This window comes from Novosphingobium piscinae, from assembly GCF_014230355.1.
GTDB lineage: Bacteria > Pseudomonadota > Alphaproteobacteria > Sphingomonadales > Sphingomonadaceae > Novosphingobium > Novosphingobium piscinae.
In genome coordinates, this window is record NZ_JACLAX010000021.1 from 15,616 (window position 1) to 28,834 (window position 13,219).

Genomic DNA, 13,219 nt, shown 5'->3' on the forward strand with positions numbered 1-13,219 from the left:
GGCGGGGCGGGCGGCGAGATCGACCATCGGTTCAGCCCAGTCCCTTGAGGGCGGCGATGTTCGCGGCATAGCGCTCCGGTCCGCCGCGGAAGGTCGCCGTGCCGGCCACCAGGACATCGGCCCCGGCGGCGACGCACTGCGGCGCGGTGACCGCATCGACCCCGCCATCGACCTCGAGCCGGATCGGCCGCCCGGTCTTGTCGATCATCTTGCGCACGGCCTCGATCTTGCGCAGCTGGCTGGTGATGAAGCTCTGCCCGCCGAAGCCGGGATTGACGCTCATCACCAGCACCAGGTCGATCTCGTCGATCAGGTAATCGAGCATCTTGGCCGGTGTGGCCGGATTGAGCGAGATGCCCGCCTGCTTGCCGAGCGAGCGGATCAGCTGGACCGTGCGGTGGACGTGCGGGCCGGCCTCGGGGTGGACCGTGATGATGTCGGCGCCGGCGGCGGCGAAGGCCTCGACATAGGCGTCGACCGGGCTGATCATCAGGTGGACGTCGAACGGCTTGGCGGTGTGCGGGCGCAGCGCCTTGACCACCATCGGGCCGATCGTGAGGTTGGGAACGAAGTGCCCGTCCATCACGTCGACATGGATCCAGTCAGCCCCGGCCGCGTCGATCGCGCGAACTTCCTCGCCCAGCCGCGCGAAATCGGCCGAGAGCAGGGACGGAGAGATCAGCGGCACGGTCATGCGGGTAAGGTTCCTTACAATTCGGGGTTAGACAGCGGGGGCCGCGGCCACAACCGCGCGGCGCGGCGTTTTCCACACCGTTGGCGGCGGCGCGCGCCCCGACAGACCGGCGCCAAGCACTTGCCGGGGCTTGATTCATCGGGCAGTGGGGGCCACGGGCCGCGGCCAAGGGTGATGGGACGGACTCCCGCAGGAGCGATGGGATGAAGATGGGTTCGCGACGCCGCATGTCGCTGCCACTCGCGGCAGGGCTGGCGTTGGCAGGTTCGCTGGCCTCGGGGCAGGCCCGGGCCGAGGCGGCTCCGGCGGGATGCACCGGCCCGGCCAGCGCCACCTGGATCGAGGTCGCGGTCGAGGGCGTCACCAGCGACAAGGGCCTGATCGCGATCACGCTCTATGCCGACAATCCGCGCAAGTTCCTGGTCAAGCACGGTTCGCTCTATGTCGGCCGGGTCCCGGCGAAGGCCGGCACGACCACCGGCTGCCTGTTCATCCCCGCCCCCGGGGTCTATGCCATCGCGATCTACCACGACGAGAACGCCAGCCAGACCTTCGACCGCACCGGCCTGGGCCTGCCCGACGAGGGCTACGGCTTCTCGAACAATCCCAGCACGCTGGCCGGGCTGCCGGCGTTCCGCTCGGTCCGCCTGGCGATTCCCCGCGCCGGCCTGCTGACCCGGATCCGCATCAAGTATCCCTGACCGGGCTGGTGCCGCCGCCACGCCAGCGGAAGCGAAGCTAGCCGTAGAGCGGGGCGAGCGCCGTGGGGGCCTGGGCCTCGGCCAGGGCATGGGCGCGCGGATCGTCGACGTCGATCCACCAGGCCGTGCCGAGATCGAGCGTGGCGGCGCGGCCCCGGTCCGCCAGGCGCTGCATCCCGTCCGACAGGCTGCCGGCGGCCCCGGCGGCAATGGCTTCGGCGATCGCCTCGGGCAGCTCGGGGGTGGCGAGAAAGGCCCCGCAGTCGACCGCATCGTAGGGTGCGATGGTCTTGCCGATCGCCGCGATCCGCCCGGCGGCGCCCAACCGCACCCAGGTGGCATCGTCGGGATCGACCAGCGGGCTGTCGGTGCGGTGGTCGATCGCCAGGGTCACCCCGCGGTCGGGCGCGCCGACCCGGACGAGGCGATGCAGGATCTCGGCCGCGAACAGGTGGTCGGCCATCATCAGCAGGAAGTCGCGCCCGCCGGCGCGGGCGACGCGGGCGGCGCCGGCCATCACCGAGAAACCGTTGGGCCGCGACCAGTCGGCGACCCGCTCGGTCAGGACCTCGATGCCGCTGCGGCGCGACAGATCGGCCAGGAAGGCCTCGACCCGTGCCGCCTCGTGCCCGGTCACCACGGTGACCCGGGCGGCGCCGGCGGCATGGGCCTGGCGCACCCCCAGTTCGATCAGGGGCACGCCCGCCACCGGGGTGAGCGGCTTGGAATCGGACAGGTCGCGCAGCCGGCTGCCATAGCCGGCGGCGATGATCACCGCGTCCATGCCGCGCCCCGGGCGGTGTCGCTTATTCGGCCGCGATCGCCGTGGCCGAGATGTACTCCTCGACCATGTGGGCGGCGGTGTCGTCGCTGAACTGCTGCGGCGGATGCTTGCAGAAGTAGGCCGACGGACCGACCAGGGCGCCACCCTCGCCGCGCTCGAGCGCGACCTTGCAGCAGCGAATCGCGTCCATCACGCAGGCCGCCGAGTTCGGGCTGTCCTCGACCGAGAGGCGCAGCTCGAGGTTCATCGGCACGTTGCCCCACTGCGCGCCTTCCAGGCGCAGGAAGCACAGCTTGTTGTCCTTCTGCCACGGCACATAGTCCGACGGACCGACGTGGATGTTCTCGTCCTCGAGCCGCTGGGCGAGCATGGCCTGCACCGCCTCGGTCTTCGATTCCTTCTTGCTGCCCAGCCGCTGGCGATCGAGCATGTTCATGAAGTCGGTGTTGCCGCCGGTGTTGAGCTGGTAGGTCCGCTCGACCGTGACGCCGCGGGCGGCGAACAGGCTGGACAGCACGCGGTGCACGATCGTCGCGCCGACCTGCGCCTTGATGTCGTCACCAACGATCGGGATGCGCTTCTCGCGGAACTTGGCTTCCCACTCGGGACGGCTGGCGATGAACACCGGCATGCAGTTGACCACGGCCACGCCCGCTTCCAGCGCGCATTCCATGTAGAACTCGGTCGCGGTCTCGCTGCCCACCGGCAGGAAGTTGACCAGCACCTCGGCCCCGCTGTCCTTGATCGCGGCGACGATCGATTCCTTGGTGGCCTCGGCCTCGTCGGCGAGGATGAAGCCCTTGTCGCCCATGCCGGTCATGTGATCGGCCACGCCGTCGAGGATCTTGCCCATGATCACCTTGGCGCCGGTGGCCGGCACCTCGGGGTGGAACACGGCGGTGCAGTTGGGCGCGGCGAAGATCGCCTCGGCAATGTCCTTGCCCACCTTGCGCTTGTCGACATCGATGCCGAGCACGAAATCGACGTCGCCAGCTCCGTAACCGCCAATCACGTCATGGATCAGACCCTGCGAGGAGTTGTTCTGCCGGTAATAGGCCACGCCCTGCACCAGCGAACTCGCACAGTTGCCAACACCGATCACGGCAACCTTGATTGACTTCATTAACTAGAACCCCTTCAGGCGGACGATCTGGAGTACCCAAACGGCTCCGGCGCCCTGGTTAAGACTTCGCGCCGGGACCGGGCCCGGCCCTCTCCGGCCGGCAACCCCCTCCCCGTCGCGCGGGACACGTCCGGGTCCAGCCGGACCTGTGACGCCACACATTGATGACCGTCGCGCTGGCGCTGCTGGCACCGGCCGTTGCAGCCCGCGTCCACGCCGGTACGGCACACTGGTGCACCCGATGCGCGGCGACTATAGTTGGCTTGGCGCCCCCCGCAAGCCTATATGACGGTTGGGTTGCAGTAAGACGGTATCACGACGGTCACAGGACAGCCCGCAGCGGCGCCTGCGGACAGGGGAGCATGGGCTTGAGTCACCAGGAAGCAACGGTTGCCGTAGCGGCAGGACGGCCGCAGCGGCCCCAGCGCCCGCGCGAATTGCAGGATCCGCTCAACCATTACCTCTACCACCCGCTGGCCTGGCAGCTGGCCCGCCTGCTCGCGCCGACTCCGCTCACGCCCAACATGGTCTCGGTGGTCGGCGGGTCCTGCGTGGTCGCGGCCGCCTGCGCCTATGCCGGCCCGGCGTTCGGGCTGCTGTCCTGGCCGCTCTCGGCCCTGCTCGGCATGGCACTGCACATGACCTGGCACGTGGTTGACGGCGCCGACGGCGATCTGGCCCGGCTGACCGGCCGCTCGAGCCCGATCGGCGAGATGGTCGACGGGCTGTGCGACTATTGCAGCCATATCGTGCTCTATCTGGTGCTCGGCTGGCTGCTCGCCGGAATGGCCGCACCTGGCGAACGGTGGATCGCCTGGGCCTGGATGTGGGCCGCCGGGCTCAGCCACGTCGTCCAGGCGAACCATGTCGAGGTCCAGCGCCGCCAGTACCAGTGGTGGGTCTATGGCACGCCGTGGATCCGCAACAGCCATGCCGCCGATTCCGCCACCGGGCGCAGCCTGTTCGGCGGGCTGGTCTCGGCCTACCTCGCCCTTGCCACCGGACTGACCCCCCATGCGCTGCGGATCGACGCGGCCGTGGCGGCGGGGCAGGACGATCCGGCCCGGCGCGAGGCGATCCGCGGCGCGGTGCGCGCCGAGGCCCCGCCGCTGCTGCTGCTGTGCAAGATCCTTGGCCCCAACCCGCGCGCGATCGTGCTGGGGCTGGCGATGCTGGCAGGCAGCCCGCTCTGGTATTTCCTGTACCAGTCGCTGGTGCTCAACGTGCTGCTGGTGGTCTCGGTGATCGCGCACAACCGCGCGGCGCAGCGAATCGCGGCGCGGATCGGCCTGCCCCAGGCCTGAGCCCGGTCAGCGCACCCCGCCCCCGCGGCGCTCTCGACAGCGGGGCGCGGCGGGGTAAGATGCGGCCATGCTACACGCCGATCTGCTTGCCGCAGCCCGGGGCCTGGCCCCCGACATTGTCGCCCTGCGCCGCGCGATCCATGCCGAACCCGAGCTGGGGCTGCACACCCCGCGGACCCGCGACAAGGTGCGCGCAGCCCTCGCGGGGCTGCCGCTCGACTGGCGCGAGGGCCCTTCCACCACCGGGCTGGTCGCCACGCTCAGGGGCAGCGCCGCGCCGGGGGCGGCGGGTGCCCGGCGGGTCCTGCTGCGCGGCGACATGGATGCCCTGCCGATGCCGGAGGAGACCGGCCTGGCCTTCGCCTCGACCGTGCCGGGCACGATGCACGCCTGCGGCCACGATGCCCACACCGCGATGCTGGTCGGCGCCGCGCGGCTGCTCTGCGCACGCCAGGCCGAGCTGGCCGGCGAGGTCCAGTTCATGTTCCAGCCGGGCGAGGAAGGCCATCACGGCGCGCGCTTCATGCTCGACGACGGCCTGATCGATCCGCTGCCCGACGCCGCCTTCGCACTGCACGTCATGCCCAATGCCCCGCACGGTCTGGTCGGCGGCCGCGCCGGGCCGCTGCTGGCCGGCGCCGACCAGATCGACATCGTGGTCGAAGGCCGCGGCGGCCATGCCTCGCTCCCGCACGAGACGCTCGATCCGATGCCGGTCGCCTGCGAGATCGTCATGGCGCTGCAGGCCATGGTCACACGCAAGTTCAGCGTGCACGATCCGGTGGTCCTGACCATCGCCCGGATCGAGGGGGGCAGCACGCACAACGTGATTGCCGATCGCGTCGCAATGCGCGGCACCATGCGCACCCTCTCCCCCGCCAACCGCGCGCGAATCCGCGAGAGCCTGGCCATGGTGGCCGAAGGCATCGCCGCCGCGCATGGGCTGACCGCCCGGGTGACCGTGACCGAGGGCTTCCCGGTGACCGTCTGCGATCCCCGCGCGGTCGACTTCGGCGAGCGGATCACCCGCGACCTGCTCGGTGCCGGCGCCTTCCAGCGGCTGGCCGATCCGATCATGGGCGCCGAGGACTTCGCCTACCTGCTGGAAAAGGTCCCCGGGGCGATGTTCTTTCTTGGCATGGCCCATGCCGACGACGACTGGCGCCAGTGCTGCGGAATCCATTCGACCCGCATGGTGCTGGACGAGACCGTGCTGCCCCACGGCGCCGCGCTGCTGGCCACGCTGGGCGCGCGGTTCCTGGCGGAAGGGTTCGGCTGAGGCGCCCGGCGCGATCCGGCAACAGCGGCCAGACCAGATCAGACCAGACCAGACCGGGGTCAGCCGCCGGCCGCATCCTCCGGGCGCAACCGGAACTCGTCCACCGGCGTGCCTCCGATCAGGTGTTCCTGGAGGATCCGTTCGAGCACCGGCTCGGTACAGGAGTGATACCAGACCCCGTCGGGCCAGACCACGGCGACCGGGCCGGCAGCGCAGATCCGCAGGCAGTCGGCCTTGGTCCGCGCCACTCCGCCCGGACCGTCAAGCCCGAGCTGCCTGACCCGCTTCTTCAGGTACTTCCACGCGGAGCTGCCCACCTCGGGCGTGCAGCATTCCCCCTTCTGGGGTTCGGCGCAGAGAAAGATCTGGCGCTGCGGGCCGTCACCCACGGTCTTGGCAAGCGCTGCACGCGCCTGGGCCAGTGCGGACGCGCCCCCGGCGTCCTCACGCCCGTCCTCACGCGCAGCCTCGCGGTCGGTCAAACCGGTTCAGCCCTTCTTGCCGACGATCCGCGCGATCTCGGCCGCGACCATGCGCTCGACCAGCGGCGGCAGGTTCTTGTCGAGCCAGTCGGCCAGCAGCGGGCGCAGCATCTCGCGCACGAGGCCCTCGAGCGAGGTTTCCCCGGCCCGGACGATCTGCGGCGCGGCGCCCGGCGCCGCCATGGTGGCCAGCGCAGCCAGCGAATCGCGCATCGCATCGACCGCGGCATCGGCCAGCAGCGGGCCGTCCTCGGCCGCATCGGTCGGCGCGGCCACCTCGGGATCGAGCGCCGCGGCCTCGGTCAGATCAAGCACCTCGTCCTCGGCGGGATCGCGCACCGGACGAAGCTGGTGCACGCGGCGTTCCTCGACGGCGGGAGTGCGGCTGTCCCGGGCGATCACCTTCTTGATCGAATCGAGGATCTCCTCGACCGATGGTTCGCCTGCCTGCCGCATTGTCGATACCCCCCCGATTCGCAATTCATGCCGCGTCCCGAATCGCGACAGTTTTGGCTTACACGCTCAAGGCAGGGATTTCACCGGACTTGTTGCGTCCTGCGCGGGGGTGTCGACCGTGCGGGTCGACTGCGCCACCGGCGCGGGGTCCTTGTCCCAGTCGAAGATGCGGTGCCGCACCCGCTCGTAATTGGTTTGCGGATCATACAGTGCGCCGCCGTCGAGCCCGAGATCGTCGGCATCGGCCTTGCCCATCGCCGACAGCAGGTTGAACCCGGCGACATAGGCGTTGCGCCGCGCCGCGACGAGCTGGACCTGCGCGCGCAGCAGCTCCTGTTCGGCATCGAGGATGTTGAGGATCGTGCGGTTGCCCACCGAGTTCTCGGCCTTGACGCCCTCGAGGCTGAGCGCCGCGGCATCGACCGCGGTCTGGTTCATCGCGATGATCTCGTTGGCGGCGCGCCACTGCGCGAAGGCCGAGCGGACGCTGGCGATGACCGCGCGCTCGGTCGCGATCTCGGTTTCCAGCGCCGCGCCTTCGCGGGCCTGGGCCTGGCGGGTCTGCGCCGCCGGCCGGCCACCCTGGAACAGCGGCAGCGACAGGCTGACCGAGGCCTGGGCCGTGGTGAACTGCTGCAGCGCCGGAATTCCGCCCGGGATCGTGCCCAGCGTGCCGAGCGTGTTCTGGTAGGCGCCCTGGGTGTTGACCGAGACCGTCGGCAGCTTGGCCGCCTCGGCCACGCGCACGTCGATCTTGGCCGCCTTGCTCCGTTCCTGGGCGGCCAGCAGATCGGGGTTGTGCTCCAGCGCGAAGTCGACCGCCTCGTCCGGGCTGGCCGGCATGCCCGGCAGCGGCGGCGGCGGCGCCAGATCGGCCGGGGCCTTGCCCACGATCTGGACATAGCGCTCGCGGCTGGACAGCAGGTTGACCTCGGCAGTGCGCAGGTCGCCGCGGGCCAGCGCCAGGCGCGACTGCGACTGGGCCACGTCGGTGCGGGTCAGGTCGCCGATCTCGTAGCGATCGGTGGTTGCGCGCAGGTTGACCTCGAGCACCTGCACGGTGTTGCGGTTGAGCCCGACAATCGCCGAATCCCGGATCACGTCCATGTAGGCCGCGACAACCTGGCTGAACAGGCCGGCCTCGGTGCCGCGCAGATCCTGCTGGCCCGCCTCGACGCGGATTTCCGCCGCCTCGATGGCGTTGCGCACGGCACCGCCCGAATAGACCGGCACGCCCATGTTCACCTGGCTCGACAGGGCGCGCAGCGGCGCGGTGAAGGCCACCGGGTTGCGCTTGATGAACTCGACGAAGTTGACCTGGCCCGACAGGCTGGGCAGCGCGTTCGAGCGGGCCAGCGGCACCCCTTCGTCCACCGCGCGCTGGTTGGCCCGGGCGGCCTGGATCGTCGGGTTGGTGGCATAGGCGCTGGTCAGGGCATCGCGCAGGTCATCGGCGCGCAGCGGCATGGCGGCCAGGACGGTCCCCAGCGCGGCGCCCAGCCGCAGCGCGGTGCGCAGCGCGCCCGGTCCGCGCATCGGCCCCATCAGAAACTCCAGCGCTTGGGCGCGGCGAATTCGGCCAGGACCGGAATGCCGATGTCGGTCACCGGCAGAAGGGCCACGGTGCCCGCGGCCTTGGCGCCGACCGCGAGCCGGGTGACACCGCGCTCGACCGTGCCGGTGACGATCCGGCCGCCCTCGGCCAGCTGGTCGCCCAACGCCGCCGGGAGCTGCTCGATCGCGCCATCGATCAGGATCAGGCTGCAGGGCCCCTCCGCGGGCGTGGCCGCAGCCACGGCCTCGGCCGGGCCAAGCTGCCGCACCGTGGCGCCCAGTTCGGTTGCCAGCGCCGCCAGATAGCCCGCCGCGGCCACCACCAGCACGCGCTCACCCGGCTGGATCCGGGCCTCGCACAGCGCCAGGCCGTGGAACAGCGGCGCGGGCAGCGCCTGCCCGTCGCCCAGCGGCAGGGCGCGGTCGATATAGGCGTGGTCACGCTGGGCGGCGGGCACGAAATCCTCGCGCGCGACCCGGTCGAGCGCCGCGAGAACCGCCGGATCGTTGACGCCGCTGACCCGCAGCTGGCTGTCGATCATCGCCCGGCGGGCGGTGCTGGCGCGTTCCTGCACAATCGTCATTCCGTCTCTGTCCTGCCCGTCATCGTCCTGTCGGCCTGCCGTGCCGTGGGGTCGGTGGTGTTATACGGCAGCAATACACCACTGCAACGTTCCGCCTTCTAGGACAAGGCCCTTTTCCCGCCAAGCGGTTTCAGGCCCGCAAGGCGATGCGCCGAATGGCGTATCGCCGCGGCCACAGCGGGCTGGGCGGGTCGGCGCGGGCTGTCCCGTCGAAGCGGCTTTACGGCGGCGCGGGCTTGGGCCTATGGGCGCCGCGAGGGTTCATCCGGGATGAAGGAGCAGGGCACGTCATGGCGGACATGGTCACGATTCGCGAAGCTGATCTGATCGAGAGCGTTGCCGACGCGTTGCAGTACATCAGCTATTTCCACCCGATGGACTACATCCGCGCGCTGGGCGATGCCTACGAGGCCGAGCAGGGCCCGGCGGCCAAGGACGCGATCGCGCAGATCCTCACCAACAGCCGGATGTGCGCCGAAGGGCACCGTCCGATCTGCCAGGACACCGGGATCGTCAACGTCTTCATCGAATGGGGCCAGGACTGCCGGCTGGAGAGCGACCGCTCGCTGCAGGAGGTCGTCGACGAGGGCGTGCGCCGCGCCTACCTCAACGCCGACAACAAGCTGCGCGCCTCGGTCCTGGCCGATCCGGCCTTCACCCGCCGCAACACCCGCGACAACACGCCTTCGGTACTCCACGTCACCATGGTGCCGGGCAGGACGATCTCGGTCGATGTCGCGGCCAAGGGTGGCGGGTCGGAGAACAAGACCAAGTTCAAGATGATGAACCCGTCGGATTCGATCGTCGACTGGGTGGTGGAGATGCTGCCGCAGATGGGTGCCGGCTGGTGCCCGCCGGGCATGCTGGGCATCGGCATCGGCGGCACGGCCGAGCACTGCATGCTCCTGGCCAAGCAGGCGCTGATGGAGCCGATCGACATGGCCCAGCTCAAGCAGCGCGGGCCCGCGAACGATATCGAGGCGCTGCGGATCGAGATCTTCGACAAGGTCAACGCGCTGGGCATCGGCGCCCAGGGCCTCGGCGGGCTCTCGACCATCCTCGACGTCAAGATCCTCGACGCGCCGTGCCATGCCGCCTCGAAGCCGGTGGCGATGATCCCCAACTGCGCCGCCACGCGCCATGCGCACTTCACGCTCGACGGTTCGGGCCCGACCTTCCTCGAAGCGCCCAACCTGGACGAATGGCCCCAGGTGCAGTGGGCGCCCGACAGCGCCGCCAGGCGGGTCAACCTCGACACGCTGACCGCCGAGGAGGTCAAGAGCTGGAAGCAGGGCGACCGCATCCTGCTCAACGGCAAGATGCTCACCGGCCGCGACGCCGCGCACAAGCGGATCAAGGACATGCTGGCCAAGGGCGAGGAGCTGCCGGTCGATTTCAGGGGCCGGGTGATCTACTATGTCGGCCCGGTCGATCCGGTGCGCGACGAGGTGGTCGGCCCGGCCGGGCCGACCACGGCCACCCGGATGGACAGCTTCATGGACATGATGCTGGGCCAGGGCCTGCTCGCCTGCGTCGGCAAGGCCGAGCGTGGCCCGGCGGCGACCGAATCGATCGCCCGCCACGAAAGCGCCTACCTGATGGCGGTGGGCGGCGCGGCCTATCTGGTGGCGCGCGCGATCAAGGGCGCCAAGGTGGTCGGCTTCGCGGACCTCGGCATGGAGGCGATCTACGAGTTCGACGTGGTCGACATGCCGGTGACGGTCGCGGTCGATTCGACCGGGCAGAACGTCCACAAGCTCGCCCCGCTGGTCTGGCAGAAGAAGATCGCCGCGGAGGGCCTGCTGGCCGGCTAGGACCCGGCCTGCGGCGGGGCAGCCCTGCCCGGCCGGCTGCGCTCAGGCACGTATGGCTTTGTCGGGCGGCAGGGCTATGCTGGCGGCATGGCCTTGCTCGTCTGCTTCCTCCTGGGCATCGCGAACTTCGCGCTGCACCGGGCCGTGCTCGACAGCGGCCACCCGGTGCTGGCGCAGGTCGGCTGGCTGTTCCGCTCGCTCGGCGGGCGCGGCAGCCTGCTCGCCGAGTTCGCGCTGCTGCTCGGCACGATGCTGCTGGTCGGCAGCGGCACGGCCGGCTGGGCCTGGGGCTATGCGCTCTACAGCCTGAGCAATGCGGTGTCCGCCTGGCTGATCCTCACCCGGCGGGTATGAGCGGCGCAGCGATCGCGCCCGTCGGCCCGGCCGGAGCGCTTTTCGCTTGCCCCCTTCGCGCTCGATCTGCTTGGCAGCGCGGGATGAGCGGCGCGATCACCCTGTTCCACATCAGCGACCTGCACTTCGGGCGCGAGGATCGCCGCGCGCTCGACTGGGTGGCCCAGGCGATCCGCAGCGAGCGGCCGCGGGCCGTGGCGGTCACCGGCGACCTGACCATGCGCGCGCGCCCGCCTGAGTTCCGCGCCGCCTGCGCCTGGATCGGCCAGCTCGCCGCGCCGGTCACGGTCGAGCCGGGCAACCACGACATGCCCTATGTCAACCTGGTCGAGCGCTTCGCCGCGCCCTACCGGCGGTTCCGCGCGATCGAGGCGCTGCTCGAGCGCCAGCTCGACCTCGGCGATCTCCACATCGTCCCGCTGCAGACCGTCACCCGCGCGCAGTGGCGCTTTCCCTGGGTCGACGGCTGGGTGCGCGAACCGGCGCTGGCCGCCACGCTGGCGCAGATCGATGCCCTGCCGCCGGGCGCGCGCGTGCTGGTCACCGCGCACCACCCGCTGCCCGAGCGCAGCACCTCGGGCAAGCGCCTGACGATCAACGGCGCCCGCGCCATGGCCGCCCTGGCCGGGCGCCGGGTGCTGGGAGTGCTGACCGGCCATGTCCACGATCCCTTCGACCTCACCGCCGAGACGCCGGAGGGGCCGCTGCGGATGATCGGCGCGGGCACGCTCTCGCAGCGCGTCCGCTCAACCCCGCCCAGCTTCAACGAGATCGTGGTCGACGGCCGCGAGGTGCGCGTGCGCGTGCGCAATCTCGAAGCCGTGTCCACGGCGGACATGCAGGTCGATGCCGTGCCCGAAACCGCCCTGCCCCCGCGCGCCCCGGGCGAGCCCGTCGCGCCCGTCGGGGCCGTGCCCGAGGTCGATCCGCCGGAGCATTGAGCCCCGTGGCGGCCGGGGTGGGCCGGCGCAGGATCAGGCGGGCGGTGCGGATCATCGCCGGGCTCCTGCCACAACGAAAAAGGGGCCGGCAAGCCGACCCCTGTTCCGGTTCCTGTCCCGCCCCGGAAGGCGGGCGGGAAATCAGCGCTTCGAGAACTGGAAGCTGCGACGGGCCTTGGCCCGGCCATACTTCTTGCGCTCGACCACGCGCGGGTCGCGGGTGAGGAACCCGGCGGCCTTGACCGCGCTGCGCAGCACCGGCTCGAAGCGGGTCAGCGCCTGGGCGATGCCGTGCTTGACCGCGCCGGCCTGGCCCGAGAGCCCGCCGCCCTTGACGGTGCAGATCACGTCGTACTGGTCGACCCGGTCGGCCACCTGGAACGGCTGGTTGATCACCAGGCGCAGGGTCGGACGGGCGAAGTACACGGCCTGGTCGCGGCCGTTGACGATGACCTTGCCCGAGCCGGGCTTAATCCACACGCGGGCGACGGCGTTCTTGCGGCGGCCGGTGGCATAGGCGCGGCCCTGCGCGTCGATCTGCTTCTCGCGCAGCGGCATGGTCGGCGCGGCAGGAACCACGGCGGCCGGGGCGGCGGTGTCGGCGGCAACGGCGCCGCCGGCGAGGGCACCGAGATCGGCGAGATCGGTGACGGTGTTATCGGACATCAGGCACCCACCTTGTTCTTGCGGTTGCGGCTGGCAACATCCAGCGGTTCGGGCTGGGTGCCACCGTGCGGGTGCTCGGCACCCGCGTAGAGGTGAAGGGCACGCATCTGCGCCCGGCCGAGCGGGCCGCGCGGGATCATGCGCTCAACCGCCTTCTCGAGCACGCGCTCGGGGAAGCGGCCGTCCAGCACCTTGGCGGCGGTCACTTCCTTGATGCCGCCGGCATAGCCGGTGTGCTTGTAGTAGACCTTCTGCTTGAGCTTGTTGCCCGTCAGCCGCACCTTGCCGGCGTTGATCACGACGACGTGATCGCCGCAATCGACGTGCGGGGTGTAGCTCGGCTTGTGCTTGCCGCGCAGGAGGTTGGCGATGATCACCGCAAGGCGGCCGACCACCAGGCCATCGGCATCGATCAGATGCCACTTCTTCTCCACCTCGGCCGGCTTGATCGACCGGGTGACCGTGCTGAGCGCCTTCATGGCT

15 protein-coding genes are annotated in these 13,219 nt (G+C 70.6%); 6 read left to right on the plus strand and 9 right to left on the minus strand.

From position 1 onward, the window contains the following. Positions 1-31: 31 nt before the first annotated feature. Positions 32-694 carry a ribulose-phosphate 3-epimerase gene (gene rpe / locus H7F53_RS15365; RefSeq protein ID WP_185680390.1) on the minus strand — a complete coding sequence of 221 codons (663 nt, stop codon included), beginning with the start codon at positions 692-694 and terminating at the stop codon, positions 32-34. Positions 695-897: 203 nt separating this feature from the next. Here rpe and H7F53_RS15370 point away from each other — a divergent pair, with 203 nt between their 5' ends. Continuing rightward, positions 898-1,395, plus strand: coding sequence for a DUF2141 domain-containing protein (locus tag H7F53_RS15370; protein WP_246438938.1), 498 nt, complete (start codon positions 898-900; stop codon positions 1,393-1,395). Positions 1,396-1,432: 37 nt separating this feature from the next. Here H7F53_RS15370 and H7F53_RS15375 read toward each other — a convergent pair whose 3' ends face one another. Both H7F53_RS15375 and H7F53_RS15380 read right to left on the minus strand, forming a co-directional pair. Then, complete coding sequence (locus H7F53_RS15375) at positions 1,433-2,179, minus strand: phosphocholine cytidylyltransferase family protein (RefSeq protein ID WP_185680391.1); 747 nt, start codon at positions 2,177-2,179, stop codon at positions 1,433-1,435. 22 nt (positions 2,180-2,201) lie between these two features. Further along, positions 2,202-3,302 (minus strand): inositol-3-phosphate synthase, encoded by a 1,101-nt coding sequence (locus H7F53_RS15380; protein WP_185680392.1) that lies wholly within the window; start codon positions 3,300-3,302, stop codon positions 2,202-2,204. Positions 3,303-3,664: 362 nt separating this feature from the next. Here H7F53_RS15380 and H7F53_RS15385 point away from each other — a divergent pair, with 362 nt between their 5' ends. Together H7F53_RS15385 and H7F53_RS15390 are read left to right on the plus strand one after the other, a co-directional pair. After that, positions 3,665-4,606, plus strand: coding sequence for a CDP-alcohol phosphatidyltransferase family protein (locus H7F53_RS15385; protein ID WP_185680393.1), 942 nt, complete (start codon positions 3,665-3,667; stop codon positions 4,604-4,606). 67 nt (positions 4,607-4,673) lie between these two features. Then, on the plus strand, positions 4,674-5,885 hold the full coding sequence (locus H7F53_RS15390) for a M20 metallopeptidase family protein (protein ID WP_185680394.1): 1,212 nt from the start codon (positions 4,674-4,676) through the stop codon (positions 5,883-5,885). A 59-nt stretch (positions 5,886-5,944) separates the two neighbouring features. On the opposite strand, the gene H7F53_RS15395 is transcribed toward H7F53_RS15390, so the two are convergent. The 4 genes from H7F53_RS15395 to H7F53_RS15410 form a co-directional block, all read right to left on the minus strand. Next, on the minus strand, positions 5,945-6,367 hold the full coding sequence (locus tag H7F53_RS15395; RefSeq protein ID WP_246438940.1) for a (2Fe-2S) ferredoxin domain-containing protein: 423 nt from the start codon (positions 6,365-6,367) through the stop codon (positions 5,945-5,947). 6 nt (positions 6,368-6,373) lie between these two features. Beyond that, complete coding sequence (locus H7F53_RS15400) at positions 6,374-6,823, minus strand: DUF2497 domain-containing protein (RefSeq protein ID WP_185680395.1); 450 nt, start codon at positions 6,821-6,823, stop codon at positions 6,374-6,376. Between the two features lie 66 nt (positions 6,824-6,889). Next, positions 6,890-8,359: a TolC family outer membrane protein gene (locus tag H7F53_RS15405; RefSeq protein WP_185680424.1), complete on the minus strand. Its 1,470-nt coding sequence runs from the start codon at positions 8,357-8,359 to the stop codon at positions 6,890-6,892. 8 nt (positions 8,360-8,367) lie between these two features. Further along, entirely contained in the window at positions 8,368-8,961 is a 594-nt protein-coding gene (locus H7F53_RS15410; RefSeq protein WP_185680396.1) for a protein-L-isoaspartate O-methyltransferase family protein, read from the minus strand. Between the two features lie 290 nt (positions 8,962-9,251). On the opposite strand from H7F53_RS15410, the gene H7F53_RS15415 reads away from it, so the two are divergent. The 3 genes from H7F53_RS15415 to H7F53_RS15425 all read left to right on the plus strand — a co-directional run bounded on the left by H7F53_RS15415 (position 9,252) and on the right by H7F53_RS15425 (position 12,070). Continuing rightward, a complete protein-coding gene (locus tag H7F53_RS15415) occupies positions 9,252-10,775 on the plus strand; it encodes a fumarate hydratase (RefSeq protein WP_185680397.1) in 1,524 nt (507 codons plus the stop codon). 87 nt (positions 10,776-10,862) lie between these two features. Further along, positions 10,863-11,129: a hypothetical protein gene (locus H7F53_RS15420; RefSeq protein ID WP_185680398.1), complete on the plus strand. Its 267-nt coding sequence runs from the start codon at positions 10,863-10,865 to the stop codon at positions 11,127-11,129. An 83-nt stretch (positions 11,130-11,212) separates the two neighbouring features. After that, a complete protein-coding gene (locus H7F53_RS15425) occupies positions 11,213-12,070 on the plus strand; it encodes a metallophosphoesterase family protein (RefSeq protein WP_185680399.1) in 858 nt (285 codons plus the stop codon). A gap of 141 nt (positions 12,071-12,211) precedes the next feature. Here H7F53_RS15425 and rpsI read toward each other — a convergent pair whose 3' ends face one another. Both rpsI and rplM read right to left on the minus strand, forming a co-directional pair. Next, the gene (rpsI, locus tag H7F53_RS15430; protein ID WP_185680400.1) at positions 12,212-12,736 is read right to left on the minus strand and encodes a 30S ribosomal protein S9; all 525 of its coding nucleotides are present in this window, start codon (positions 12,734-12,736) and stop codon (positions 12,212-12,214) included. After that, positions 12,736-13,215 carry a 50S ribosomal protein L13 gene (gene rplM / locus H7F53_RS15435; protein ID WP_185680401.1) on the minus strand — a complete coding sequence of 160 codons (480 nt, stop codon included), beginning with the start codon at positions 13,213-13,215 and terminating at the stop codon, positions 12,736-12,738. The genes rpsI and rplM overlap by 1 nt, the downstream gene beginning before the upstream one ends. Positions 13,216-13,219: the final 4 nt, after the last annotated feature.